Here is a 26952-nt window from a genome sequence, read left to right as displayed (position 1 = left end):
GCGGGGCGGAGCGGGCCCGGCCCCGGCAGGGGCGGCGCCAAGGCGGCCGGTGCGACCCGGCCACGGGCAACTCCGGCAGGCAACGCGCATGGCGCAAGTTCCTTGATCGTCCGAACCCATCCCGGCGCCCGCTGCCCAACGGGTGCCCGCGCCGGGGCGGTGCCGCGCAGCCGCACGGCAAGAAGGCGGGGAAGTTTTCCCTGCTTTGCATATCTCCATCACCGTGATGCGGGATATTCGGAGTTGGTTGTTTGTATCAACCCTAATATTGTTGGAGGACTAGTATGCCGACTTTTGTTGATCCCTCGAAGTGCGATGGATGCAAGGGTGGCGAGAAAACCGCTTGCATGTACATCTGCCCCAACGACCTCATGATCCTGGATCCTGAGGAGATGCGGGCGTACAACCAGGAGCCGGATGCGTGCTGGGAGTGCTACTCCTGCGTGAAGATCTGCCCCCAGGGCGCCATCACTGCCCGCCCCTACGCCGACTTCGCGCCCATGGGCGGTACCTCGATTCCCATGCGCTCCTCCGAAGACATCATGTGGACCATCAAGTTCCGCGACGGTTCCGTGAAGCGCTTCAAGTTCCCCATCCGCACCACCCCGGAAGGCTCCATCAAGCCCTTTGACGGCAAGCCCGAGCCCGGCGACATCGAGAGCGAGCTGCTCTTCACCGAGACTTCCCTCAAGGCCCCCAAGGAGGCCCTGTGCAAGAAGTTCGACGTGACCGACGGCGACAAGAGCCAGTGCTGGCAGGATATTCCCTGCGAGTAGGCCCCGCCCTCCGCTGCATGGGTGAACAAGAAAACAACAAGCGAATCAGAAAGGAGCACTCACATGCCTAAGATTCCTGTTAAAGAATCCCCCAAGGGTCTGCCGCTGGCCGAGCCGACCATCGTCGAGCATGACGTTGACATCCTGCTGGTCGGCGGCGGCATGGGCAACTGCGGCGCCGCTTGGGAAGCCGTTGCCTGGGCCAACAAGTACGCCCCCGAAGCCAAGATCCTGCTCGTCGACAAGGCCGCCCTCGAGCGCGGCGGCGCCGTCGCCCAGGGCCTGTCGGCCATCAACACCTACCTCGGCGACAACGATGCCGACGACTACGTGCGCATGGTCCGCACCGACCTGATGGGCCTGGTCCGCGAAGACCTGATCTTCGACCTGGGCCGCCACGTGGACGACTCCGTGCACCACTTCGAGGAGTGGGGCCTGCCCGTCTGGTGCAAGGACGAGAACGACCACAACCTTGACGGCGCCGCCGCCAAGGCCGCCGGCAAGGCCGTCCGCAAGGGCGCCAAGCCCGTGCGTTCCGGCCGTTGGCAGATCATGATCAACGGTGAGTCCTACAAGTGCATCGTGGCCGAGGCCGCCAAGAACGCCCTGGGCGAAGAGCGCTACATGGAGCGCATCTTCGTGGTCAAGCTGCTGCTCGACGCCAACCAGCCCAACCGCATCGCCGGCGCCGTGGCCATGAACGCCCGCGAGAACAAGGTCCACATCTTCCGCTGCAACTGCGCCGTGGTCGCCTGCGGCGGCGCCGTGAACGTGTACCGCCCCCGCTCCACCGGTGAGGGCATGGGCCGCGCCTGGTACCCCGTGTGGAACGCCGGTTCGACCTACACCATGTGCGCCCAGGCCGGCGCCGAAATGACCATGATGGAAAACCGCTTCGTGCCCGCCCGCTTCAAGGACGGTTACGGCCCGGTCGGCGCCTGGTTCCTGCTCTTCAAGGCCAAGGCGACCAACTACAAGGGTGAGGACTACTGCGAGACCAACCGTGCCATGCTCAAGCCCTACGAGGAGCGCGGCTACGCCAAGGGTCACATCATCCCCACCTGCCTGCGCAACCACATGATGCTGCGCGAAATGCGCGAAGGCCGCGGTCCCATCTTCATGGACACCAAGACCGCCCTGCAGACCTCCTTCGCCACCATGACCCCCGCCCAGCAGAAGCACCTCGAGGCCGAGGCCTGGGAAGACTTCCTCGACATGTGCGTCGGTCAGGCCAACCTGTGGGCGGCCACCAACTGCGCCCCCGAGGTTCGCGGCTCCGAAATCATGCCCACCGAGCCTTACCTGCTCGGCTCGCACTCCGGCTGCTGCGGCATCTGGGTCTCCGGTCCCGACGAAGCCTGGGTTCCCGAGGACTACAAGGTCCGCGCGGACAACGGCAAGGTCTACAACCGCATGACCACCGTCAACGGCCTGTTCACCTGCGCCGACGGCGTGGGCGCCTCCGGCCACAAGTTCTCCTCCGGCTCGCACGCCGAGGGTCGTATCGTCGGCAAGCAGATGGTGCGCTGGTACCTTGACCACAAGGACTACAAGCCCGCCATCAAGGAAAGCGCCGCCGATCTCGCCAAGGAGATCTACCGTCCGTACTACAACTTCCAGGCCGGCAAGGGCGCTTCCACCGACCCGGTCGTCAACCCCGAGTACATCACGCCCAAGAACTTCATGATGCGCCTCGTGAAGTGCACCGACGAGTACGGCGGTGGCGTGGGTACCTACTACACCACCTCCGCCGCGCTGCTCGACATGGGCTTCTGGCTCCTCGACATGCTGGAGGAGGACTCCAAGAAGCTGGCCGCCCGCGACCTGCACGAGCTGCTGCGCTGCTGGGAGAACTACCACCGCCTGTGGACCGTGCGCCTGCACATGCAGCACATCCGGTTCCGCGAGGAGTCCCGCTACCCCGGCTTCTACTACCGCGGCGACTTCCTGGGCCTGGACGACAGCAAGTGGAAGTGCTTCGTGAACTCCAAGTACGATCCCACCAAGGGTGAGACTGCGATCTTCAAGAAGCCCTACTACCAGATCATCCCCGCCTAGTGGCCTAAGGCAACAACAAGGTGGCCGCGGACCCCGCGGTCCGCGGCCACCTTCCCTTTGCGCACACGAGGCAGAAAATGGTCTAAGCCTGAGCCGTACAATGCGATATTGTTCAGGCTTAGGCCATTTTTAACAGCCTGGCCGGAACCTGATTTAGGGAGGAACACATGCCAAACACCAGCGTGCTCGTTGTCGGTGGCGGTTTCAGCGGTATCACGGCCGCCCTCGAAGCCGCGGAACTCGGACACGAGGTCTACCTCGTAGAGAAAACGCCTTTCCTGGGTGGTCGGGTCGCGCAGCTCAACAAATACTTCCCCAAGCTGTGCCCCCCGTCCTGCGGTCTGGAAATCCAGTTCCAGCGCATCAAGAAGAACAAGAACGTGAAGGTCTTCACCCTGGCCGAGGTGACGTCCGTTTCCGGCCAGAAAGGCGACTACACGGCCAGGATTCGCATCCGCCCGCGCCACACGGCCCCGGGCAGCGCCGACCTCTCCGAGCTGGCAGGTGAACTTTCCGCCCGCGCCGACAACGCCTTCGAGCTGGGCCTGGCCAAGCGCGGCCCGCTGCACCTGGACATGCCCTTCGCCTTCCCCGCGCGCTACGTGCTCGAAAAGGACGAACTGCGCGCCGCCGACCTGGAAACCCTGGAAGACAACGAATTCATCGATCTCGAAGAGACCGAGAAGGAAATCGAGGTCGCCGTGGGTTCCATCGTCGTGGCCACGGGCTGGAAGCCCTACGACGTGACCAGGCTGTCCAACCTCGGCGCCGGAGCCATCGACAACTGCATCACCAACATGCAGATGGAGCGGCTGGCCGCGCCCTGCGGCCCCACCGGGGGCCGGATTCTGCGCCCCTCCGACGGTGCCGCGCCCAAGCGCATCGCCTTCGTGCAGTGCGCCGGATCGCGCGACGAGAACCACCTGAACTTCTGCTCCTACATCTGCTGCATGGCCTCCCTCAAGCAGGCCACCTACGTGCGCGAGCAGTACCCCGACGCCCAGGTGACCATCTTCTACATCGACCTGCGCACCCCGGACCGCTACCAGAAGTTCCGCGCCCGCGTGCTGGCCGACGAGAACATCCGCACCGTCAAGGGCAAGGTCGCCGCGGCGGCCCAGGGCGAAGGCGGCCAGGTGGTGCTCACCGTCGAGGACGCCGTCGCCGGGACCAAGTCCCACGAAACCTTTGATCTCGTCGTTCTCGCCACGGGCATGCAGCCCACCCTGGCCGGTGAGCGCCTGCCCATCGACGTGCCCGTTGACGAGGACGGCTTCATCGTCGGCGGCGAGGACAAGGGCATCTTTGCCGCCGGGTGCGCGAAGAAGCCCCTGGACGTGATGAAATCCGCCCAGTCTGGCACCGGCGCCGCGATGAAGGCGATTGAAACGGTGAGGAGGTAGAGACGATGGCCGAGAAAATTGGTGTCTATTTCGACGAATCCGCTATCGGCCCGTACCTGAGCGTCGAGGATCTGGCCGAAAACGTCAGGAACCGCTGGGGCGGCAACTGTCCCGTCATCGAGACCAGCCCCATCCTCGCCGGCGAGGAAGGCCGCGCAATGATCGAGGAGGCCATCGAGGCCGGAACCATCGACGGCGTGCTCATCTGCGGCTCGTCGCCGCGCGTGGACTGGCAGTTCTTCGACTTCGGCCCGGCCATCCCCGTGGAGCGCGTGAACCTGCGCGAGCAGTGCGGCATGTGCTTCCCCGAGGGCGAGGACGAGGAACTCAAGACCCTCATGGCCATCGACTACATCAACATGGGCATGATCAAGCTCCAGAAGACCCTGGTGCCCGAGCCCGAAAAGATCGAGACCGTGCGCACGGTGCTCGTTGTCGGCGGCGGCTGGACCGGCCTGCACGCGGCGCTGCACGCCGCCGGGGCCGGGGCGGACGTGGTGCTCCTGGAAAAGTCGGAGCAGCTCGGCGGCAAGGCCCGGACCATGTACAAGACCGTGCCCCTGACCCCGCCTTACACCCAGGCCCACCCCACCGGCATCGAGGACCTCATCGCCCGCGTCCAGGCCGAGCCGCGCATCGAGATCATCACCGGCGCGCAGATGCAGGCCCTGGAGGGCGCGCCCGGCGCCTACACCGCCAAGTTCACCAACGGCGCGGAAAAGGCCATTGGCGCGGTGATCCTGGCCACGGGCTGGGTGCCGCAGGACGGCAAGGCCCTGGCGCCCCTGGGCTACGGCAGCGTTCCCGGCGTGGTCACCACCGCCGAGTTCGAGGCCATGATGAAGGACGGCAAGGTCAAGGCCAAGCGCGTGGCGTTCGTGCTCAACACGGCCAAGGCCATGCCCAGGGACCTCTACCAGCCCGCCTGCACCTCGGCGCCCGCCGAGGAGGCCGCAGCCGCCGAGAGCGCCGAGGGCGAGGCCGCCGAGGAGCCCAAGTTCAAGGATCTGGAGAGCGCGCGGCACCTGCCCTACGCCAGCGCCGTAAACTCCGTGGTCGCCCTGAAGCAGGCCGGCTACGTCCGCGAACTGGACGCCGAAGCCCAGGCCTACATCATCTATGAAGACATGATGGTCCAGGGTATCCACGAGCGCTTCTACAAGGCCGCCCAGGACGACCCGGGCGTCATGCTCACCAAGGGCTACGTGGCCCGCGTGGAGCAGGGCGACGGCGGCGTGCTGCTGACCGTGAAGAACACCCTGCTCGGCCAGGACTTCGAGCTGGCGGCGGATCTGGTGGTCCTGCCCACGGGCATGGTGCCCACCACGGCCAAGGACCCGATCATGAACTTCGTCTACCGCCAGGGCCCGGCCTTCCCGGACCTGGACCTCTTCGACGGGTTCTGCGACTCCAACTACATCTGCTTCCCCTACGAGACGCGCCGCACCGGCGTGTACGCGGCGGGCGCCGTGCGCCAGCCCATGCTCATGGACAACGCCGAGGAAGACGCGGCGGGCGCGGCCCTCAAGGCCATCCAGTGCATCGAGTCGGCCAACCGGGGCGTGGCGGTGCACCCACGCTCGGGCGACCTGACCTACCCGAAGTTCAACTTCGTGCGCTGCACCCAGTGCAAGCGCTGCACCGAGGAATGCCCCTTCGGCGCCCTGGACGACGACGAGAAGGGCACGCCCAAGCCGAACCCCACGCGCTGCCGCCGCTGCGGCACGTGCATGGGCGCCTGCCCCGAGCGCGTCATCTCCTTCGACAACTACAGCGTGGACCAGATCGGCTCGGCCATCAAGGCCATCAAGGTGCCCGACAACATGGAGACCGACGGCCCGCGTATCCTCATCCTGGCGTGCGAGAACGACGCCTACCCGGCCCTGGACATGGCCGCCATGCGCGGCAAGAGCTGGAGCCCGTACGCGCGCATCCTCCCGGTGCGCTGCCTGGGCTCGGTCAACGCCATCTGGGTGGCCGACGCCATGTCCAAGGGCGTTGACGGCGTGATGATGCTCGGATGCAAGTACGGCGACGACTACCAGTGCCACTTCGTCAAGGGCTCCGAGATCTGCAACCGCCGCAAGGAGAACATCGCCGAGACCCTGAACCGCCTGGGCGTGGAACCCGACCGCGTCGAGCAGTACCAGGTCGCCATCGACGAGTACGACAAGGTGCCCGGGATGATCGAGGAATTCATGGCGATGATCCTTGAGAAGGGTCCCAACCCGTTCAAGGGCTATTAGGAGGAGATACCATGTCCAAGGCAGTACGGATCGAACCCGATCTCCAGTTCATCAAAGACCTGCAGGCCGTGGGTGGCGACTCGCTCAAGAAGTGCTACCAGTGCGCCACCTGCAGCGTCGCCTGCCCGCTGTCTCCGGCCGACGCGCCCTATCCCCGCAAGGAGATGGTCTGGGCGCAATGGGGCCTGAAGGACAAGCTGGTCAACGATATCGACATCTGGCTGTGCCACAACTGCGGCACCTGCTCGGACCTGTGCCCGCGCGGCGCCAAGCCCGGCGACCTGCTGGCGGCCCTGCGCAACATGGCCTACCGCAGCCTCGTGTCGCCGACCATCATCGGCACCTGGATGAGCTCCTCCAAATACCTGCCCATCCTGGTGGCCATCCCGGCGGCCCTGTGGCTGATCGTGTGGTACCTGACCACGGGGCTGACCATCCCCGAGGGCGAAATCGTCTTCGGCAAGATCTTCCCCGGCGACTACACCATCGACCCGATCATGAGCCTGACCTTCTTCTTCATGGTCGCCTCGTTCGTGCTGGGCGCCAGCAGGCTCATCAAGTCCTTCGGGGCCTCGGGCGGCACCTACTACGTGGGCGCGCACAAGAAGCCCTGCATCGTGGACTGCATCAAGGACGTGCTCCTGAACGAAGTCGGCCAGCACACCAACTTCAAGGAGTGCGGCGGCGAGGAGCAAAAACCCGCCGACGAGGAGCGCTTCAAGGGCCACCTCGCCCTGTTCTACTCCTTCGTCATCCTGGCGGTGGTCACCGGGCTCATCGCCTTCGGCCACTGGGGCGGCAAGGTCATCCACTTCCTTGAGCCCATGGGCCACACCCCGCTGCCCCTCTACGCGCCGCACAAGTTCGCGGCCCTGGTGGGCATGTGTCTGGGCATCTACGGCCTGGTCAAGCTGACCGGCCGCCGCCGGAACCTGGACCAGACCAAGACCAAGTCCAGCTACTACGACTGGTACCTGCTGGGCGTGGTCTGGGCCGTGTTCGCCACCGGCGCGGGCGCCCTGGTGCTCCGCCTGGCGGGTCTGGCCGCTCCGGCCTACCTGACCTACTACGTCCACCTCGTTGCGGTCTGGATGCTGTTCGCCTACCTGCCCTGGTCCAAGCTCGGGCACCTGGTGTACAGGACCGTGGCCCTGATCTACGCCCGCTACATCGGCCGCGTGCCGCTGCGCTAGGGCCAAGGCAACCGAAAGGAATCAACTTTCCTTACTACCTGGAGGAAATGACAATGGCTGAGAGCGTTGACCGCAAAGTGTTCCCCATGGGCACCTTCGCCGCGTACCTGACCGGCGAGGACAAGGACGCCAACATGGCCGGCATCAAGGAGATGCTCGGCTACATGACCCAGCTTGAGATCGACGGCACCTCCCTGCCGTTCGCCGAGGCCGTGGCCAAGGCCTGGATCTACGAGCAGAACCCCGAGCTGCTGCACATCGCGGGCAAGGCCGACCAGTTCGGCCAGCATGTCTCCGTACCCGTGCTGCCCGCCGAAGTGACCGCCCAGGTGGCGAGCATCGTGGCCCAGCTCAAGGACACCCAGGCCAAGAACAAGGCCCAGGCCACCAAGATCTCCGAACTGGAGAAGAAGCTGGCCGACGCCCAGGCCGAACTGAAGACCGCCAAGGCCAAGGTCACCACCTACGAGGCCCAGCTCGGCGAGGGCGAGAAGAAGCTCCAGCTCTCCGAGACCAAGGTCAACGACTACATCGGCAAGGTCGACGGCCTGCTGGCCAAGATCGAGGAAGTCATCAAGCACGGCGTAGTCACCGCCGCCGCCGGCGGCGCCGCTGCCGCCGGTGACGCCGCCGCCCCTGCGGGCGCCGACGCCGCCGTGGACAGCCCCGGCTCCGTCTCCTCGGACTTCGGCTTCGGCACCGACGACGCCGGCGGCGACAGCTTCGGCTTCTAGCCCCGGCGCCATTGCGCGACACAAGCCCCCGGCCTCGGCCGGGGGCTTTTTTTCGGCCCGCGCCAGGGGGGACGCGCCTTCGCCGACCCGGTCGCCGCATCCGCCCGGTCCGCGGCCGCCGTCCCTGGCGCCCGCTCCGGCACGGTGGCGCCGCGGCCCCGGCCCGCTGCGCAGCCGCGCCCCTCGCGCCGTTTCGGCGGCACCCGCTCCGGCGCCTCCCCCCGCAGGCGGGCACCCCGCCCGCCCGCGTCCATGCCCATCCAGCCCCAAGAGACGTTCCTGTTTAACATAAACGTCAAAAAATGCTGTTTTCAGGCCCAATCCGCCCATCGCGGCAGGACAGAGCGCGCGGTTATATCTCATTGATTTTATTTATTTCAACATTATTGGACAGAATCTTCCCCGGCACCAAAATCCTGGCAATCCCCTTGCGTTTGCAGCTTGTTTCAACTATGGAAATTTGGCGTATGCAGAGCCAATCCGACCTCATCCTCAGCGACGTGACCGTCCAGTTCGGCGGTCTCAAGGCCGTCTCCGACGTGAGCTTCGGTGTGCCCTCCGGGCAGATCGTCGGGCTCATCGGGCCCAACGGCGCAGGCAAGACGACCATCTTCAACGTCATCACCGGCGTCTACAAGGCCTCCGAAGGCAGTGTGGCCTATGGCGACACGCCCCTGCTCGGCCTGCGGCCCCACCGCATCCTGGCCGCCGGAATCGCCCGCACCTTCCAGAACATCCGCCTGTTCACGGCCATGACCGCCCTGGAAAACGTCATGGTCGCCCAGCACTGCCGCACCCGCAAGGGCGTGCTCGGCGCCATCCTGCGCACGCGCTCCCAGCGCGCCGAGGAGCGCCGCATCCGCCAGCGCGCCCAGGAGGCCCTGGATTTCATGGGCCTGGGCGACATCGCCGGGGAAGTGGCCGCCAACCTGCCCTACGGCCACCAGCGCCGCCTGGAGATCGCCCGGGCCCTGGCCTCGGACCCCGCCGTGCTGCTGCTCGACGAACCCGCAGCGGGCATGAATCCCGCCGAAAGCGCCGACCTGACCATCTACATCAGGAAAATCCGCGACCACGGCATGAGCGTGCTCATGGTCGAGCACGACATGAAAGTGGTCATGGGCATCTGCGACCGCATCGTGGTTCTGGACCACGGTGTGAAGATAAGCGAGGGCAACCCCGGAGAAGTCCAGCGCGACCCGAAGGTCATCGAGGCCTATCTGGGGCAATAGCGCGGACGGCAAACAAGAGGAGGATTCGGCATGAAACGGCTTCTTTCCCTGTCCCTGGCCCTGGCCCTGGCGCTGACCGTCGCCACGGCCGCCCCGGGCCTGGCCAAGACCCTCAAGGTCGGCAGCCTGAGCCCGCTCACGGGCCCCTACGCCGCCGACGGCAACGACATCGCCAACGGCGTGCGCGCGGCCATCGCCGTGGTCGAGCAGGAGGGCGGCATCCCCGGCTACGACGCCATCGAACTCTTCCCGCAGGATTCGGCCTGCGACCCGCGCCAGGCCGTGGCCGCCGCCAACAAGCTCATCAACGAAAAAGTCGCCTTCGTGGTCGGCGCCTACTGCTCCTCGGCCACCATCCCGGCCTCCGAGGCCCTGGACGAGGAGTCCATCCCCATGCTGACCCCGGCCTCGACCAGCGAAAAGGTCACCGAGCGCGGGCTGGCGCACATGTACCGCCTCTGCGGGCGTGACGACGACCAGTCCGTGGTGGCCGTGAAGTTCATGGTCGAGCATCTCAAGGCGGGCACCGTCTACATCATCGACGACAAGACCACCTACTCCCAGGGCCTGGCCGACAACGTCGAAACCCGCTCCGGCACCGCGAACATCAAGGTTCTCGGCCACGACCACGTGAACCAGGGCGACAAGGACTTCTCCGCCGTGCTGACCAAGGTCAAGCAGGCCGATCCCGCCGTGTTCTACATGAGCCTGCAGAACTCGTCCTCCGGCGCGCTCATGGCCATCCAGGCCCGGCGCATGGGCATCACCGCGCCCATCATCGCCCAGGACGCCGTGTACCATCCGCAGCTCATGGAGATCGCCAAGGACGCCGCCGAGGGCATGTACCTGACCTTCGGCTTCATCGACGAAGAGCGCCCCCTGTACAAGCTCTTCCGCGAGCAGTACGCCAAGATGGGCTTCGCCGCCCCCGGCGCCTACTCCGGCTACGCCTTCGACGCCGCCTACGCGGCCCTCAAGGCCATCAAGGAAACCGCCGGGACCGACCCCGACAAGATGAAGGCCGCGCTGATGGCCATGGACTACGACGGCGCCACCAAGCGCATCAAGTTCCTGCCCAATGGCGACTCCGGCTCCAACTACATCATCCGCAAGGTCGAAAAGGGCGCGTTCATCAACTACTGGAACCCCGAGACCAACGCGCTCTACTAGCGCACAGCGCCGCTTCGGCGGGAGCCGCCCCCGGCGGCTCCCGCCATGCACCCCCGGGCCGCGGCCCGGCTTGCGGCCCCGGCGGGCGGAACACGCCGGGGCCCCCCCGCCCGGGCACGCCACGGCGCCCGCCGCGCCACGGCTTCAGGACACGGAGGACAGGAACCAGGCCTATGGAATTCTTCATCCAGCAAGTCATCAACGGGCTGACCCTGGGCGGGCTCTACGCGCTCATCGCCTTGGGCTACACCATGGTCTACGGCATCATCCAGCTCATCAACTTCGCCCACGGCGAGTTCTTCGCCGCAGGCGGCTACATGGGCGTGATCCTGCTGAGTTTCCTGGCCGCCCACGGCTACATGGAAACCCACCCCTGGTTCTGCCTGTTCGGCGCCCTGCTGCTGACCATGGGCTACTGCGCCATGCTGGCCATGGCCGTGGAAAAGGTGGCCTACAAGCCCCTGCGCTACGCCTCGCGCCTGTCGGTGCTGCTCTCGGCCCTGGGCATGTCCATCTTCCTGCAAAACGGCCTCATGCTGACCCAGGGCGTGTACGACAAGGCCTACCCCACGGAGTTCACCCACGGCGGGCTGGAGTTCGGGTTGATCACCTTCTCCTACATGCAGATCCTCATCGTGGCCGTGACCATCGTCCTGCTGCTCGGGCTCAATGCCCTGGTCTTCCGCACGCGCATCGGCACGGCCATGCGCGCCACGGCCCAGGACAAGGTCATGTCCTCCCTGGTGGGCATCAATTCCAGCCGCATCATTTCGGTGACCTTCGCCATCGGCGCGGCCCTGGCGGCGGCGGCGGGCATCATGATCGGCCTGTACTACGGCAGCGTGCGCTACGACATGGGCTTCGTCCCCGGCATCAAGGCCTTCGCCGCCGCCGTGCTCGGCGGCATCGGCAACATCACCGGGGCCATGGTCGGCGGGCTGATCATCGGCATGGTCGAAATCTTCGCCGCCGGGTATCTTTCCAGCGAATACAAGGACGTGTGGGCGTTCATCATCCTCATCGCGGTGCTGTACTTCATGCCCACAGGCATCATGGGTGAAAATGTCGATGATACTCGCGTCTAGAAAGATCTGGCTCTACTGGGCCGCGGGCATGGCCTGGTTCTACCTGCTGCTGTGGCCGCTCATGGGCATCGGCGCCGACGGCACCGTGGCCTTCGCGGACAGCCTCACCGTCTGGGCTTACGTGGCGGCGGCCTCGGCCGCGCTGCTGGCGCTGCACCAGATGCACGCGCGCGGCGCCTTCACCGCCGTGACCACCCCCCTGGCCCAGGCGGTTTCCGGCGCCAAGGCGGGCATGGACAAAGTGCCTCCCGCGGTCTGGTGGTCCCTGGCGCTGTGCATCGCCGCCGCCCTGCCCTTCGCCTCCGGGCGCTACGTGCAGGACGTGGCCATCAACGTGCTCATCTACATCTGCCTGGGCCTGGGGCTCAACGTGGTCATCGGCCTGTGCGGCCTGCTCGACCTGGGCTACATCGCCTTCTACGGCGTGGGAGCCTACACCTACGCCCTGTGCAGCATCCACTACGCCCTGCCCTTCTGGCTGGCCCTGCCCGTGGCCGCCGCCCTGGCCGCCGTGGCCGGGTGCATCATCGGCTACCCCACCCTGCGCATGCGCGGCGACTATCTGGCCATCGTCACCCTGGGCTTCGGCGAAATCGTACGCCTGATCCTCAACAACTGGATGGCCCTGACCAACGGGCCCAACGGCATCCTGGGCATCCAGCCGCCCACCGTCTGGTGGCCGGATTTCGAGGGCTCCTTCGGCTTCGAGCTGCTGCAGATGAAAAAGCTCACGGCCCTGTATTTCGTCATCCTGGGGCTGACCATCGTGACGACCATCGCCGTGCACCGACTGAACTTCTCGCGCATCGGCCGCGCCTGGGAGGCCATCCGCGAGGACGAAACCGCCGCCGAGCTCATGGGCGTGAACACCTTCCGCCTGAAGCTTCTGGCCTACGCCACGGGCGCGGTATTCGGCGGACTGGCCGGGGCGTTCTTCTCGGCGCGCATGCGCTTCGTCAGCCCCGAGAGCTTCACCTTCATCGAGTCGGCCATGGTCCTGGCCATGGTCGTGCTGGGCGGCATGGGCTCCATTCCGGGCGTGATGCTCGGGGCCCTGGCCCTGGTGGCCCTGCCCGAGGTCTTCCGCGAGTTCGAGCTGTACCGCATGCTGGCCTTCGGCGGCGCCATGACGGTGATGATGCTTTTCCGCCCCAAGGGCCTGTGGCCCGCCAAACGCTTCGGGGCCCGCTCCGAGGAGATGGACTAGGCCATGACCGCACCCACCGGCACCACCGCTCCCCCTCCGGCCGCCGCCCCGGCGCCCATCCTCGAACTGCGCGACGTGGTCACCAGCTACGGGCGCATCCAGGCCCTCAAGGGCGTGTCCCTGCGCGTCATGCCCGGCGAGATCGTGACCATCATCGGCGCCAACGGCGCGGGCAAGTCCACCACGCTGATGACCATCTGCGGCATCACGCCGCCGCAGTCCGGCACGGTGTTCTACAAGGGCGAGCAGATCAGCGGCGTCTCCCCCGACCTTTTGCCGCCCCGGGGCCTGTGCCAGGTGCCCGAGGGCCGGCGCATCTTCCCCCGGCTCACCGTGCGCGAAAACCTGGAAATGGGCGCCTTCTTCCGCCGCGACAAAGACGGCGTGCAGCACGACATCGAACGCGTGTTCTCGCTCTTCCCGGTGCTCAAGGAGCGCCGCCGCCAGCGCGGGGGCACGCTGTCCGGCGGCGAGCAGCAGATGCTGGCCATCGGCCGCGCGCTCATGAGCCGCCCGCGGATGCTCCTGCTGGACGAACCCTCCCTGGGGCTGGCCCCGCTCATCGTGCGCCACATCTTCTCCATCATCGAGCGCATCAACAGGCAGGAGGGCGTGACCATCCTGCTGGTGGAGCAGAACGCCAACCTGGCCCTGCAACTGGCCACCCGGGCCTACGTCATGGAAACCGGCAAGGTGACCATGGAGGACGACGCCCGGGCCCTGCTCTCCAACGAAGCCATCAAGAAGGCCTACCTGGGCGAATAGCCCCGCGCCGCCCGCCGCGCCAGCGCGCCCCGGTCCTCCCTTTGGAGGGCCGGGGCGCGCGGCTTTGGCCAAGGGCGTGCGAAGTGCCCGGGCCCGCTCCGGCCCGGGTGATTGACACGGCGGGGAAAATGTATAGCATTGGCGTAACCTGCAAAGCTATAAAAAAGGAAGTGCACGGATGCCGTACTACCATGTCGCCAAGGCCCCGCAGCCGGGCGGCGACCACGAGGTGCATCAGCAAGGCTGCATGTACATGCCCGCTCCGGCGGACTGCCTGCCCCTGGGGCGGCATCCCACCTGCCACGGCGCCCTGGCCAGGGCCCGGGAACGATACGCCCGGGCGGTGGGCTGCTACTGGTGCTGCCTGGAATGCCATCCCGGCCCGGAGCCGGACCATGCCCTGACGACGCCCGGAGTGCCCGGGCACCGGGACTGACGCCCCCCCGCAACGTCCGAAGGAAACCATGCCGCAGTATTACGTGAACAAAAATGCCCAGGAAAACGGCGACCACGAGGTGCACGAAGAAACCTGCGCATACCTGCCCGCGCCCGCCAACCGCGTCGCCCTGGGCTGGCATCCGTCCTGCCACGGCGCAGTGGCCGAGGCCCGCAAACATTTCCGGCAGGTGGACGGCTGCTACCGGTGCTGCAACGCCTGCCACCACTCCTGACCGCAGGGCGGGACAAGAGCGGGCGAGACCCGACGGGATGTCCCCCGGCCTTGCCACATGGCCCGGCCTGGGCTAACACCGGGGCATGAACCGACCGACGGGCACCACCCACATCTTCCTGCCGCCGCTGGCCACGCCCACGGGCGGGTTGGCCGTGCTGCACCAGATCGCCGCGCACCTGCACGCCGCCGGGCGGCCCGTGGCCCTGGCGCCCCGCGAGGCCCGCTTCTGGCGGCCGGACTGCTCCCGGGCCGTGCCCGTCGTGCCCTGGGCCACCCTGGCCCTGGCCCCGGGGGACATCTGGCTGGTGCCCGAGGGCTGGGTCAACGCCCTGGCCCCGGGCCTGCAATCCGGCGCGCGCACGGTGCTCTACGTGCAGAACTGGGCCTACCTCTTCTCGGCCCTGCCGCCCGACGTGCGCTGGGACCAGTTGCCCGTGGAGTTCCTGGCCGTGTCCGACCCGGTGGCGCGTTTCGTGGAATACGCCCTGGGCGAAAGCGCGCCCGTGGTACGCGCCGCCGTGGACCCCGCGCTCTTCCACCCGCCCGCCGCGCCGCGCCCGGCCAGCCCCGTGAGCGTGGCCTTCATGCCGCGCAAGAACAAGGCCCTGGCCGCGCAGATCCGCGCCGTGGTCGAGGCCCGCGCCGCGCGCGATCCCGGCGCGCCGCCCCTGCGCTGGCTGGAAATCGCCGGGCAGCCGCCGGACGGCGTGGCTGCGCTGCTGCGCCGGGCGCATATCTTCCTGGCCACGGGCTTCCCCGAGGGCTGCCCCCTGCCGCCCCTGGAGGCCATGGCCTCGGGCTGTCTGGTGGTGGGCTTCACCGGTCTGGGCGGACAGGACTCCATGCGCCAGGCCGCCGACCTGCCCGGGGCCCTGCGGCCCTGGCTGCCCCAGCGCCCCGTGCCCTGGGGAGGCAACGGCCTGTTCTGCGCCGACGGCGACGTGCTCGGCGCGGCCCAGGCCCTGGAAACCGCCGCGCGCTGGGTGGCCGGGGCCGACCCGGCCCTGGCCGCCGCAGTGGACGCCGCCCGGGCCACAGCCGCCGCCTACGGCCCCGAGGCCCAACGCCGCGAGGTCCTGGCCGCCTGGGACGCCCTGGCCGCCCGACCCCTGCGCGCCTGAACCCGCCCGGACGCCCCACACTCCGCCGCGCCCTGCGCGCCACGCCGCCCTGGCCGGATGCGCCCCGGGCCCCCCGCCGTCCGACCGCCGCCGCCCGCCAGGGGTTGGCATCGGCGCAAAAAGGCCTATAGTCACTCCCGCAACAGTGCACGAACCGCCACTCCACCGCCCCGCCGGGCCTGCCACCGGCCACAGGACACCGCACCACCATGGGAAAGAAAAAACGCCCGCTGCCCGAGACCCTGGGCCTGCCTTCCGGCGGCGTGGAAACCCACGCCCACCTGGACATGCCCCCCCTGCGCGACGACCTGGACGCCGTGATCGAACGCGCCGCGCGCTGCGGCGTGTCGCGCATCGGCCAGGTCTTCCTGGGGCCGCAGGCCTACCACGCCGGGCACGCGGCCTTTGCGGGCCACCCCGGGGTCTTCTTCCTGCTCGGCACCCACCCCCACGACGCCAAGGACCTGACCCCCGACGGCCTGGAGGCCACCGCCGCCGCCTTCCGCGCCGACCCGCGCCTGCGCGCCCTGGGCGAAATCGGGCTGGACTATCACTACGACCTCTCCCCGAGGGAAACCCAGCGCGCGGCCTTCGCCGACCAACTGGCCCTGGCCCGCGAACTGGACGTGCCCGTCGTCATTCACTCCCGCGAGGCCTGGGGCGACACGATGGACATTTTATCGGACATGGGCTTCCACAAACGTCCCTTGTTGTGGCATTGTTTTACGGAAACTGTGGCGCGCATGGACGAGGTGGTGGCTCACGGCTGGATGCTTTCGCTGCCCGGCCCGGTGACATACCCGAAAAACGAGGCCCTGCGCGAGGCGGCGGCGGCCGTGCCCCGAGACCGGCTGGTGCTGGAAACGGACAGTCCGTTCCTCAGCCCGGACCCCTATCGGGGCAAAACCAACGAACCCGCCCTGCTGGGCTTCACGGCCCTGGCCGTGGCCGCCCTGCGCGGGCAGGAGCCGGCCGCCCTGTGGCTGGAGGCCGCGGCCAACGCCGAGCGCTTCTTCGGGTTGTAGCATGAACCGACCGTCCGCCCTCCCACCCGCGAACCGCGCATTTCTCCGGCACAGTGCCCCACGGCCGCCACGATTCGCCCTGCGGCACATAACGGCCTGACGATTTGGTGGGCACCCGCCCTCCCGGCGTCGGCATCTCGTTGAGGGAGGGTTCCATGTCCGTCCGCATCAAAGTCCTGGCACTCATCGGCCTGACCGCCCTGGTGTCCCTGCTCGGCTACGCCCTGATGCTGGGCAACATACGCGAAGCCGGAGACGCCTATGTCGGGGAAACGCATAACGCCATCCGCAACCGCGTGGCCACCGAAGCCGAAGCCATCAACACCTACATGGCCGTGATGCAGGAAAAGACCCGCGACATCGCCACCGCCGGGGAAAGCCTGTACGCCATCCACCAGGCCGCGGATGCCGACATGGAACCCCGGGTCCGCGACTTCCTGACCACAAGCATCCGCAGGTATCCAGAGGCCATCGGCTGCGGTGTATGGTACGAGCCCCACACCTTCTTCGCCGACCGCGAGTACTACGGCGCCTATGCTTACTGGGACAACGGCTCCGTAATCTTCACCATGGAATACAACACCCCCGAATACGACTATCCCGGCCAGGACTGGTACACCCAGGCCGTACCCAAGGATTGGAACCGCACCCGCGCGCGCGACCGGGAGGTCTACTGGTCCTCCCCGTTTTTCGACAGCGCCGGAACCAAGGCCCTCATGGTCACCGTGGCCGGGGTCATGTACGACGAAACCGGCCGGATCATCGGCATTTCGACCCTCGACCTGAGCATGGAAACCCTGCGCGAAATCGTGGGGGCGATTTCCATCACGCCCTCTTCCCTGGCCTTTGCCGTGGAGACTCAAAGCGGACTGGTCACCGCCTATCCCGCCGACAACGACATGGTGCTCAAACCCGTCGCGGAGCTGCCTTTCGGGGCCGATCTGGCCCGCAAAGCCGCCCAGGCGCAGCCCGATCGGCCCGTTGAGTTCGAAACCGTCGTGCAAGGCGTGCCCTACCTGGTCTTCTACAGCGTGACGCCCACCGGCATGGGCCTGGGCATCGCCGTCCACAAGCACGAACTGTTCGCCGGAGCCGAGGCCCTGGCCCGGGCCAGTACCCGCACGGCCATCGGCGCCGTGGCCGCGCTGCTGGTGCTCATTGCCGTCATCGCTCTGGCCTTGAACTCGGCGGTCATACGCCCGGTGCGCACCCTGGCGGACTACTCCCGGCAAGTGGCAGAAGGGAATCTGGATGCCGCCATCGCCGGAAAACATTCCAGTGAATTCGGTGTATTGCGCACGGCAATGGAGTCCATGGTCGCAAGCCTCAAGGACAAGATGCGCGAAGCCGGGCAGCAGGCCGAAGCCGCACACCGGAGCGCCGAGGCCGCCGAGACCGCCAAGGCCGTGGCCGAGGAGGCCACACGCAAGGCCGAAAACGCCCGAACCGAAGGAATGCGCCATGCCGCCGCACAGTTGCGCGATGTGGCCCAGGTTCTGGCCTCGGCCAGCGAGGATCTCAGGAACCATATCGACCTCTCCAGCCAGGGCGCCCGGACCCAGGCGTCGCGTATGGACGAAACCGCCACGGCCATGGAAGAGATGAGCGCCTCGGTGCTGGAAATCGCCAGGAGCGCCGAAAGCACCGCCACCCTGGCCGAAAGCTCGCGCAGCGCGGCGGGCGACGGCGCCCGCCAGTTCGGCAAGGTCCGCGACGACTTCACGGCCATCAACGAGGGCTTCCAGGGCGTCTACCACGCCGTGGACGACCTGAGCGCCAAGGCCGACGGCATCGGAGCCATCGCCCAGACCATCGAGGACATTGCCGACCAGACGAACCTCTTGGCGCTCAACGCCGCCATCGAGGCCGCCCGGGCGGGCGACGCCGGGCGCGGCTTCGCCGTGGTCGCCGACGAGGTGCGCAAGCTGGCCGAGAAGACCATGACCGCCACCAAGGAGGTCGGGCAGTCCATCAGCGCCATCCAGCAGGCCGTGCGCGGCACCCTGACGGGCATGGACGGCACCCGCGCCGTGCTCGACTCCTCGCGCGAGGGCGTGCAGGCCGCCGGGCAGCTTCTGGAGCGCATCGTGGAACTGGCCCGCCAGTCCTCGGACCAGGTGCGCTCCATCGCCACCGCCGCCGAGGAGCAGTCCTCGGCCACGGAAGAGATCAACCACAGCATCGGCGAGGTCAACCGCATCTCCACGGAAACGGCCCAGGCCATGGACGGCGCCCTGCGCGCCGTGGCCGAGGCCGGGCAACAGGTGACCGTGCTGCGCGAGCTTATCGCCGAGCTGGAACGCTGACGGCCCGAAGCCGGGCACACCGCGCCTCGCGGCCGGGGCCGGACGCCCGCCATCCGCCTGCGGATGCGACGCCCGGGAACAGAGCGCACCCACGGTGCAAATGCCCGGAATGCGGGGCACGAAAAAAGGGAGCCTTCGGGCTCCCTTTTTTACGCGGGCTGCGGCCTTGCCTAGAAGCGGAGTTCCTTGATGTCCTTGGCCAGCAGGCGCATCAGGCCCCAGGGCGTGCGCCCGAAGAACACCGTGCGCGGCGAGGCCGTGACGGTCTTCTCCTGGCCGTCGGTGAAGCTCACCCGGGCCAGCAGCTCGTCGCCCTGGTGCAGGAAGACCACCCGCGAAATGCGGGCGAAGTCGATGCTCAGGCTGGCCTTGCCCATCTGCACGGGAACCATGGTCAACCCGTCCACCGAGAAGTCCTCGGCCTGGAAGCTGGTGTCGGTCACGTCCACCACGGTGACGGTGAAGTGCCGGTCGGGCTCGGGGATTCTGTTGATGATCCCGGTGTCGCCCGTGCCGCCCATGCCCATGCAGGCAAGGGCCAGAAGCAGGGCCGCGGCCAGGGCGGCGAGGCGTTTCAAGGCTGGCATTGGCTGTCTCCGCGGGGGCTCAGGGTTCGATGACGGCAAAGTCCACCTGCGTGCGCATGGCTTCCAGCCACTCCCGGACCTCCCGCTCCTGCCCCGGGGAGTGCACCAGACGGCACACCGCGCTGTATCTGTCCACGACACTCAGATAGGCCAAATTGTCGTGGCCTTCAAGGATGAACTTGAACAGGGCCATGTCCTGCGGGCGCAGCCGGACGTAGACCCGCCGCGAGCGCGCGGGGCGCACGGCCTCGCGCGCATACTGCGCCGAACGGGCCTTGCCGACCCGGCGCCTTGTCCACGGGGCGGGGCTCACAGAACCTCGTGCCCGTCCTCGGTGACCAGGACCATGTACTCCCAGCGGATGCCGCCCCATTGGGGGTAGTACAGGCCCGGCTCCACGGTGATGATCATGCCCGGCTCGAACACGCCCGTGGCCTTGGGGCCCAGGCTGGGCGCCTCGTGGGTTTCCAGGCCGATGCCGTGGCCCAGGGCGTGGGTGAAATGCTCGGCCACGCCGTAGCCCTCGAACACGGCCCGGGCCGCCGCGTAGGCCCCGGCGATGGGCAGGCCCGGGGCGATGGCCGCGATGCCCGCCGCCTGAGCCTCCTTGGTCCGCTCCAGGGCGCGGGCGAAGTGCTCGGCCGGCGCGTCGCCGACCCAGAAGGTCCGCGTCTGGTCCGAGCAGTAGTCGTCCAGGCGGCAGCCCTTGTCCAGCAGCACGGGGCTGTTGTCGGCCAGCACGTCGTCGCCGGGGATGGCGTGGGGCAGCGCCCCGTTGGGCCCGAAGGCCGCGATGGTGTCGAAGGACAGGCCGCTTGCGCCCTGGGTGCGGTAGAGCTTCTCGACCTCCCAGGCCAGGGCCTTCTCGGTGATGCCGGGGCGCAGGAAGTCCTGAATCTGCCCGAAGACCTTGTGGTTCAGCGCGCAGGCGCGGCGCATGGCCTCCTGCTCGGCCCGGTCCTTGATGTAGCGCAGATGGGCCACGATGCCCACGGTGGGCGCAAGGCCCACGTGCTCGCCGAGCTTGCAGGCGAATTCGTGGCTCACGCCGTCGGACTCGAAACCCAGCGGCCCCTGGAGCACCCCGCGCAGGAAGGCGCCCATGCTCGCGGGGGCCGGGCGGCCGTAGATGAAGATGCGCTCCTCGGGCCACAGCCTGCGGGCGGCGTCCAGGTAGCGCGAGTCGGTCAGCAGCCAGTCGTCGCCGCGCCGGGTGACCAGGATGGCCCCGGCGGATTCGTTGCACTGCGGGTCTTCCAGCTCGAAGCCGGACAGGTAGTAGCGGTTGGCGGCATGGGTCACCAGCAGGGCGTCCAGTTCCTGCCCGGCCAGGGCCGCGCGCACGCGTTCGCGGCGGGCGGCGAAAACCTCGTTCATGGGCATCGGTGCTCCTTGGGTCGGCTCGTTTTTCCCGGGGCGCCGCGCGCGGCGCCGCGCCCGCCGGGGCCGTTCTTATAGCGCGCCGAGGCGCGGGAGGCAACGCGCCCGGGCGCCGTCAGACGGGATAAATGGTTTCCGGCTCGCCGTGAACCACGCGCCGGGCCCATTCGATGCCCTGCATGACGCACTGGTCCAGGTCGCCCAGTTCGTGGCGCCAGCCGCCCAGCAGGCCGCGCGGGGCGATGCCCTGGGCTTCGAGGTAGGGCACGATGGTCCGCAGGGCCGCGTCGCGCCCCAGGTCCGGCAGGGGCACGGCCCGGGGCCGTTCGGCGTGCCACAGGGCAGCCAGCCCGTCCCGCTCCCCGGGCGCCAGCAGGGACACGTCCTCCAGCCCCGCCAGCACGTCGCGGACCATGGCCTCCACCGGCGCCGGGCGCGGGCCGCTCCAGGCCACCTCGGCCAGCAGGGCCCGGCCCCCGGGCTCGGGCACGCGCGCCGGGGCGAGGTTGTGCAGCAGCGTCACGCGGTGGAACGGACAGGACTCCTGGGGAAACTCCATCCAGTGCGCCGCGTCCATGCCCGGGCGCGGGCGCGGGTGCGGGCCGCGCAGGCCCACGCCCACGGCCAGGGCCGCGGCGTGGCGCAGGGTGGCCCCGGCGCGGCGCACGGGCTCGGGCGGGTCGTCCAGCACGGCGCCCACCAGATGGTCCAGGGGCATGGTGGACAGCAGGTGCGCATAGCCCACGGTTTCGCCGCCGCGCAGATGCACCGTGCGGGCCACCGGGTCCACGCGGACCACCTCCTGGCCGATGAGAATACGCTCGCGCAGGCGTTTGCTCATGCGCCGCAGCAGTTCCCCGCTGCCGCCGAAGGCCGGGCTGCGCACGGTGGCATCGGGCCCCCACTGCGTGTCGTCGCGCTCCAGGACCAGGGTTTCCAGCAGGGTGTCCAGGTCCGCCGGAGCGAAGCGCCCGGGGGCCCAGCGCCAGTCCAGCTCCGCACAGGGCGTGCCGAATTCCTTGGCCGTCTGCGGGGCAAGGGAAAGCCGGGCGATGCCCGGGCCGTAGGTCCGCTCCAGCCACTGGGCGAGGTTTTCAGGGGCGCCCGGGGCGTCCGGCGCATCGGGGGAGGCGAGCGGAGGCAGGACGACGCGTTCCGAAAGCGCCGTGGGGGCGGGGGCGGCGCCCGAAGCCGACGCCAGAGCCGCGCCCAGCAGGCCGCGCAGGCATTCCAGGCGCTGGCGCGGAGGCAGGTAGCGCAGGTTGCGCTGGAAAGGCCCGGGCACCCAGGCCCCGCCCGCGCGAACCCAGGCCGCGCGCGGCGCCGGGGGGGCATCGGGGCCCAGCAGATCGTCCACCAACCGGGTGAAGGTCTTGAAACGCCCGCACAGGGGCCGGGGCTCGGGCTCCCAGAGGAATCCCGCGGCGTCCTTTTCGGCGGCGGCGCGGCCTCCGATGCGCGCCTCGCGCTCCAAAATCAGAAAATCATCCTCCCCGAGGCGCGACAGGCCCCAGCCCGCGCCGATTCCGGCGGGCCCGGCCCCGATGATGCAGTACGTCGCGCGCATGCGGCCTCCCTTGCCCGGCGGGCGCCGCCCCCGCCGGGGGGACGGGACACTCCACCGTGGGCGGACTGTAGACCGGCACAGGGCAAATGGCAATGCGGACGGCTGGTTCCGGCACAGGGGCGCGGGGCGACCTGCCCGGGGCCGCAGCGCCGCCGAAGCACGCGGGCGGGCCTCAGCCCCCGGGCCACAGGCTGCGCAGGCGCAGCAACTCCGTGCCTCCGGCGGTGGTCAGCCCGTGCAGCAGGGCCGGGCCGCCCAGGGGCGCCGCGGCCCCGGGCGCGCAGGTGGCCGTCACGGCCTCGGGATGGCGACACTCGGCGCGAAAGGCGATGTCCACCATGCGCGGGCGCAGGCAGGCCGCGCCCGTCAGCCCGGGCAGGGCCTCGGGCACGGGCTCCAGGGCCCATTCCAGCAGGTGGACGTTGTTCACGTGCCCGTTTTCGTCCAGGTCCGCCCGGCGGCTGAGGATGGCGCACTGCGGATGGCCCTGGCCCGGCCCGGGCGGCGCGGGCAGGCTCCGGCCCGTCAGTTCCAGGGCGCGCTCGCCCGTGGCCGGGTGGCAGGCGGTGACGAACTCCGGCAGGGCCACGGCCCGGCGGCGCACCATGTCCAGGGCCACCCAGACCGAGGTCGCCGCGCCGATCTGCGCCCCGGCGGCGTCGAAAATGCGGAAATCGCGCACGGCGCGCAGGCCTTCCAGGACGGCGGGCCAGGTGCGCACCGTGATCCGCGCGTCGGCGGGCGGGTAGGCGTCCATGCGCAGGGCCAGGCGCGCCAGCACCCAGGCCACCCCGGCCTCGTGCATCCGGCGGCTGGAAAAACCCAGGGCCCGGGCATGGGCCGCCGCGGCTTCCTGAAGCCAGCCCGCAACGGCGGGCACCACGGCCCCGCCCATGCCCACGGTGAAACCCGCCGCAAAGACCCCGGCGGCCGTGGCCGCCCCGTCCGTTTCCGCCGCGCGCGGCGCGGGCCGCGTCGTTTCGTGGTCCATCCTGTCCTCCCTGGTGCTGGCGGCAAAAATAGGCCCGCCCTCCCCGCAGGTCAACCGCGGCCGGGAAACCCGCCACGAGGTGGCGCCCGCCAACGCATTTGATTGAAAATCATGACGGGACAGGCTAAGAAGACAAGTCATGTCCGCCAAGACCATTCTGTTCCTCTCCAGGCCCACGCCGCTGACCCCGCTGTTCCCCTCCTTCCGGCAGGCCGGGGTGGAAGCCGGGCTGGCGGACACCGTGCGCGGCGCCCTGGATTTCATCGCCAAACGGCGGCCCGTGCTCGTTTTCGCCGCCAGCGACCTGCCCGGGGTGCGCCCCGAGGATCTGCTGGCCGCCGGGCGCGGGGCGGACGGGTTCCCCCCGGTGATCGTCTTCACCGAGCGCGGCAGCGCCGCCGAGGCCCAGCGCTACCTGGAGCTCGGCGCGCAGGATTACTGGCTGGAACCCCTGACCTGGGAAAAAATCCAGGCCGCCCTGCCCGCCGGAGCCGCCCCGGCCCGGCCCGCCCCCGGCGCCGCCACAGCGGCGGGCAACGGCCACGGCGCCGCGCCCGCAGCGCCCGCGCCCTCCGGCGTGAGCATCCTCGGCGAGCACCCGACCATGCGCCGCGTGCTGGCCCTGGCCCGGCAGGTCGCGCCCTCCAAGGCCTCGGTGCTCATTTCCGGCGAGTCGGGCACCGGCAAGGAAATGTTCGCCCGCTACCTGCATCAGAACAGCACCCGCGCCGGGCGGCCCTTCGTGGCCATCAACTGCGCCGCCCTGCCCGAGCACCTGCTCGAAAGCGAGCTCTTCGGCCACGAAAAAGGCGCCTTCACCGGGGCCATCAACCGCAAGCTCGGCAAGTTCGAGCTGGCCGACGGCGGCACCATCCTGCTGGACGAGATCACCGAGATGGACCTCGGCCTGCAGGCCAAGCTGCTGCGCGTGCTCCAGGAAAGCGAGCTTGACCGCGTGGGCGGCACCGAGACCGTGAAGGTGGACGTGCGCGTGCTGGCGACCACCAACCGCGATATCGAAGACTCCGTGCGCGCCAAGGAGTTCCGCCAGGACCTCTTCTTCCGCCTGAACGTCATCCCCCTCAAGCTGCCCGCCCTGCGCGAACGCGGCGATGACGCGATGCTCCTGGCCCAGTTCTTCGTGGACCGCTTCGCCGACCAGTACGGCCTGCCCCGGCTGGCCTTCGCCGACTCGGCCCGGGCCTGGCTGCTGGACTACGACTGGCCCGGCAACGTGCGCGAGTTGCAAAACCTCATGGAGCGCGCCGTGCTGCTGGCCGGATCGGGGCCCATCGACGAGCGCCACTTCCTGCTCGACGCGGACTCCTGGCCCCTGCCCGAGGAGGAACCCGCCCCGGCCGCCGCGCCCTGCGCCGACCCGGCCGACACCCCCGGCGCCGCCATCGGCACAGCCATCCGCACCGCGGACGCCGACGATCCGGGCCTGACCAACGCCGTGGACGCCCGGGACATCCCCCTGGCCGAGATCGAGCGCATCGCCATCATGCGCCGCCTGGAGCAGACCGAGGGCAACCGCACCCAGGCCGCCGACCTGCTGGGCATCTCCGTGCGCACCCTGCGCAACAAGATTTCGGAATACAAGAAACGGGGAATCGACATCCCCTGAAGCCAGCCCCCGGCCCCAGGCCGGGCAGCCGCCGCGCGCGGCGCAGCGAGGACACGCCGACCATGCAGATGCTTTCCTCCCAGGTCCAGGGCTACCTCAAAAGCTCGTCCTGGATCCGCAAGATGTTCGAGGCGGGCCTGGAACTCAAGGCCAAGTACGGCGAGGACGCCGTGTGCGACTTCAGCCTGGGCAACCCCGACCTCGCCCCGCCCAAGGCCGTGGCCCAGGGCCTGCACGACATCGCCGCCACCGCCGAGCGGCCCTTCGCCTTCGGCTACATGCCCAACTTCGGCTACCCCAGCACGCGCAAGGCCCTGGCCGGGCACCTTGCCCAGGAGCAGGGCGTGGCCGTGGAGCCCGGCGACCTGGTGCTGACCTGCGGCGCCGCCGGAGCCATCAACTCGCTCCTGCGCGCCGTGCTGGAGCCCGGCGACGAGGTGATCTGCCCCGCGCCTTACTTCGTGGAATACGGCTTCTACGTGCAGAACTACGGCGGCACCCTGCGCCCCGTGCCCGCCAGGCCGCTGACCTTCGAGCTGGACCTCCCGGCCATGGAAGCCGCCATCACCGAGCGCACGCGCATCGTGCTCATCAACTCGCCGAACAACCCCAGCGGCGCGGTCTACACCCGGGCCGAGCTGCAAGGTCTGGCCGCCATCCTGGCCCGCAAGACCGCCGAATTCGGCCGCCCGATCTACCTCGCGGCCGACGAGCCTTACCGCTTCCTGACTTTCGACGGTTGCGAGGTGCCCAGCGTCCTGCCGCTGTACCCCTACTCCGTGGTGGTCAGCTCCTTCTCCAAGTGCCTGTCCCTGGCGGGCGAGCGCGTGGGCTACGCCCTGGTCAACCCCGCCATGCCCGACAAGGCCACTCTGGTGGCGGGCATCGTCCTGGCCAACCGCATCCTGGGCTTCGTCAACGCCCCGGCCATCGGCCAGATGCTCGCCGAGCGCGCCCTGGGCTCGCAGGTCAACCTCGCCGTCTACGCCGAGCGCCGCAAGGCCATGACCACCGTCCTCGACGAGGCCGGGTACACCTTCACCATGCCCAAGGGCGCCTTCTACTTCTTCCCCCAGGCTCCGGGCGGGGACGACGTGGCCTTCTGCGCCGCCCTTCAGGAGGAGCGTATCCTGGCCGTGCCGGGCTCGGGCTTCGGCTGCCCGGGCTTCTTCCGCCTGGCCTTCTGCGTGGGCGAGGAAGTCATCAACCGCTCCGCCGAAGGCTTCGCCAAGGCCCTGGCCCGTTTCTAGCCCCGGCAGCCCCGGCGCGAAGGCCCCCCCGGGGCCCCACGAGAAAAGCAAGACGCGGCGCGCCCGGACATCCGGACGCGCCGCGTCTTGTCTGGGCCACCCGCGCGGGCTACTTCACGCCGTGCTCGCGCAAAAACGCCGCCAGCTTGCGGTCCGCCCCCGCGATATGCCCGGCCCACCAGTCCGCCAGCCGCAGCAGCACCGCCTCCGCAGGCTCCTCCCCGCCGCCGTCCTGGAGCATGGCCAGGTCGTCCGCAGCCTGCACCATGAAGTCGTCGTGCGCGTCCACGTGCTCGCCCAGGTCGGGGTAGTCCCACTCCTCCATCAGCCGCTGCTCTGCGGCGAAATGGTAGTCCATGTAGTCCAGAGCCTCGCCCACGGCCTCGTCGAAGGCCTCGCCCGGGGCCTTGGCGGCGCCCAGAGCCTCCAGCAGGCCCATGACCTTCTCGTGCTGCCGGTCCATTTTGGCCACCCCGAGCCGCAATCCGTCGTTCCACCGCACTGCCGACATGCGTCCTCCGCTGCTTCGCGTTGTTCCCGCCAGGCGCCCTGTCCG

At 68.8% G+C, this 26952-nt stretch carries 24 protein-coding genes; 18 read left to right on the top strand and 6 right to left on the bottom strand.

Annotated elements, in window-relative coordinates; translation table 11 throughout:
• Positions 1 to 284: 284 nt before the first annotated feature.
• The 16 genes from aprB (at position 285) to ACZ5KV_RS11445 (ending at position 18994) form a co-directional block, all read left to right on the top strand.
• The gene (gene aprB, locus ACZ5KV_RS11520) at positions 285 to 776 is read left to right on the top strand and encodes an adenylyl-sulfate reductase subunit beta (RefSeq protein ID WP_464239450.1); all 492 of its coding nucleotides are present in this window, start codon (positions 285 to 287) and stop codon (positions 774 to 776) included.
• Between the two features lie 63 nt (positions 777 to 839).
• A complete protein-coding gene (gene aprA / locus ACZ5KV_RS11515) occupies positions 840 to 2834 on the top strand; it encodes an adenylyl-sulfate reductase subunit alpha (protein WP_464239449.1) in 1995 nt (664 codons plus the stop codon).
• Positions 2835 to 3001: 167 nt separating this feature from the next.
• Complete coding sequence (locus ACZ5KV_RS11510; RefSeq protein WP_464239448.1) at positions 3002 to 4237, top strand: CoB--CoM heterodisulfide reductase iron-sulfur subunit A family protein; 1236 nt, start codon at positions 3002 to 3004, stop codon at positions 4235 to 4237.
• A 5-nt stretch (positions 4238 to 4242) separates the two neighbouring features.
• Positions 4243 to 6483: an FAD-dependent oxidoreductase gene (locus tag ACZ5KV_RS11505; protein ID WP_464239447.1), complete on the top strand. Its 2241-nt coding sequence runs from the start codon at positions 4243 to 4245 to the stop codon at positions 6481 to 6483.
• Between the two features lie 11 nt (positions 6484 to 6494).
• Complete coding sequence (gene qmoC, locus ACZ5KV_RS11500; protein WP_464239446.1) at positions 6495 to 7676, top strand: quinone-interacting membrane-bound oxidoreductase complex subunit QmoC; 1182 nt, start codon at positions 6495 to 6497, stop codon at positions 7674 to 7676.
• Between the two features lie 53 nt (positions 7677 to 7729).
• Positions 7730 to 8410, top strand: coding sequence for a zinc ribbon domain-containing protein (locus tag ACZ5KV_RS11495; RefSeq protein WP_464239445.1), 681 nt, complete (start codon positions 7730 to 7732; stop codon positions 8408 to 8410).
• 467 nt (positions 8411 to 8877) lie between these two features.
• Entirely contained in the window at positions 8878 to 9642 is a 765-nt protein-coding gene (locus ACZ5KV_RS11490; protein ID WP_464239444.1) for an ABC transporter ATP-binding protein, read from the top strand.
• 30 nt (positions 9643 to 9672) lie between these two features.
• Positions 9673 to 10812, top strand: a complete 1140-nt coding sequence (locus tag ACZ5KV_RS11485) for a branched-chain amino acid ABC transporter substrate-binding protein (RefSeq protein ID WP_464239443.1) — start codon at positions 9673 to 9675, stop codon at positions 10810 to 10812.
• Between the two features lie 173 nt (positions 10813 to 10985).
• A complete protein-coding gene (locus tag ACZ5KV_RS11480) occupies positions 10986 to 11897 on the top strand; it encodes a branched-chain amino acid ABC transporter permease (protein WP_464239442.1) in 912 nt (303 codons plus the stop codon).
• On the top strand, positions 11881 to 13104 hold the full coding sequence (gene livM / locus ACZ5KV_RS11475; RefSeq protein WP_464241836.1) for a high-affinity branched-chain amino acid ABC transporter permease LivM: 1224 nt from the start codon (positions 11881 to 11883) through the stop codon (positions 13102 to 13104). The genes ACZ5KV_RS11480 and livM overlap by 17 nt, the downstream gene beginning before the upstream one ends.
• A 3-nt stretch (positions 13105 to 13107) precedes the next feature.
• Positions 13108 to 13869, top strand: a complete 762-nt coding sequence (locus ACZ5KV_RS11470) for an ABC transporter ATP-binding protein (RefSeq protein WP_464239441.1) — start codon at positions 13108 to 13110, stop codon at positions 13867 to 13869.
• Positions 13870 to 14047: 178 nt separating this feature from the next.
• Complete coding sequence (locus tag ACZ5KV_RS11465; protein WP_464239440.1) at positions 14048 to 14305, top strand: hypothetical protein; 258 nt, start codon at positions 14048 to 14050, stop codon at positions 14303 to 14305.
• 28 nt (positions 14306 to 14333) lie between these two features.
• Positions 14334 to 14540, top strand: a complete 207-nt coding sequence (locus tag ACZ5KV_RS11460) for a hypothetical protein (RefSeq protein WP_464239439.1) — start codon at positions 14334 to 14336, stop codon at positions 14538 to 14540.
• Positions 14541 to 14625: 85 nt separating this feature from the next.
• The gene (locus tag ACZ5KV_RS11455) at positions 14626 to 15663 is read left to right on the top strand and encodes a glycosyltransferase (RefSeq protein ID WP_464239438.1); all 1038 of its coding nucleotides are present in this window, start codon (positions 14626 to 14628) and stop codon (positions 15661 to 15663) included.
• 209 nt (positions 15664 to 15872) lie between these two features.
• A complete protein-coding gene (locus tag ACZ5KV_RS11450) occupies positions 15873 to 16688 on the top strand; it encodes a TatD family hydrolase (RefSeq protein WP_464239437.1) in 816 nt (271 codons plus the stop codon).
• Positions 16689 to 16843: 155 nt separating this feature from the next.
• Positions 16844 to 18994, top strand: a complete 2151-nt coding sequence (locus ACZ5KV_RS11445; RefSeq protein ID WP_464239436.1) for a methyl-accepting chemotaxis protein — start codon at positions 16844 to 16846, stop codon at positions 18992 to 18994.
• A 170-nt stretch (positions 18995 to 19164) separates the two neighbouring features.
• Here ACZ5KV_RS11445 and ACZ5KV_RS11440 read toward each other — a convergent pair whose 3' ends face one another.
• The 5 genes from ACZ5KV_RS11440 to ACZ5KV_RS11420 all read right to left on the bottom strand — a co-directional run bounded on the left by ACZ5KV_RS11440 (position 19165) and on the right by ACZ5KV_RS11420 (position 23519).
• Positions 19165 to 19581: a hypothetical protein gene (locus ACZ5KV_RS11440; protein ID WP_464239435.1), complete on the bottom strand. Its 417-nt coding sequence runs from the start codon at positions 19579 to 19581 to the stop codon at positions 19165 to 19167.
• A gap of 19 nt (positions 19582 to 19600) precedes the next feature.
• A complete protein-coding gene (locus tag ACZ5KV_RS11435) occupies positions 19601 to 19894 on the bottom strand; it encodes a DUF4911 domain-containing protein (RefSeq protein ID WP_464239434.1) in 294 nt (97 codons plus the stop codon).
• Positions 19891 to 20958: a M24 family metallopeptidase gene (locus tag ACZ5KV_RS11430; RefSeq protein WP_464239433.1), complete on the bottom strand. Its 1068-nt coding sequence runs from the start codon at positions 20956 to 20958 to the stop codon at positions 19891 to 19893. Before ACZ5KV_RS11430 ends, ACZ5KV_RS11435 begins: the two co-directional genes overlap by 4 nt.
• 118 nt (positions 20959 to 21076) lie before the next feature.
• Positions 21077 to 22528: a protoporphyrinogen/coproporphyrinogen oxidase gene (locus ACZ5KV_RS11425; protein ID WP_464239432.1), complete on the bottom strand. Its 1452-nt coding sequence runs from the start codon at positions 22526 to 22528 to the stop codon at positions 21077 to 21079.
• Positions 22529 to 22700: 172 nt separating this feature from the next.
• A complete protein-coding gene (locus ACZ5KV_RS11420) occupies positions 22701 to 23519 on the bottom strand; it encodes an acyl-[acyl-carrier-protein] thioesterase (protein ID WP_464239431.1) in 819 nt (272 codons plus the stop codon).
• 139 nt (positions 23520 to 23658) lie between these two features.
• Between ACZ5KV_RS11420 and ACZ5KV_RS11415 the strand changes: the two genes are divergently transcribed.
• Entirely contained in the window at positions 23659 to 25146 is a 1488-nt protein-coding gene (locus ACZ5KV_RS11415) for a sigma 54-interacting transcriptional regulator (protein ID WP_464239430.1), read from the top strand.
• 62 nt (positions 25147 to 25208) lie between these two features.
• Entirely contained in the window at positions 25209 to 26396 is a 1188-nt protein-coding gene (locus ACZ5KV_RS11410) for a pyridoxal phosphate-dependent aminotransferase (RefSeq protein WP_464239429.1), read from the top strand.
• Between the two features lie 109 nt (positions 26397 to 26505).
• Here ACZ5KV_RS11410 and ACZ5KV_RS11405 read toward each other — a convergent pair whose 3' ends face one another.
• Positions 26506 to 26907 carry a bacteriohemerythrin gene (locus ACZ5KV_RS11405; RefSeq protein WP_464239428.1) on the bottom strand — a complete coding sequence of 134 codons (402 nt, stop codon included), beginning with the start codon at positions 26905 to 26907 and terminating at the stop codon, positions 26506 to 26508.
• Positions 26908 to 26952 lie beyond the last annotated feature (45 nt).

This window comes from Desulfocurvus thunnarius, assembly GCF_055390965.1.
This window is presented reverse-complemented; position numbering and strand designations above follow the sequence as displayed.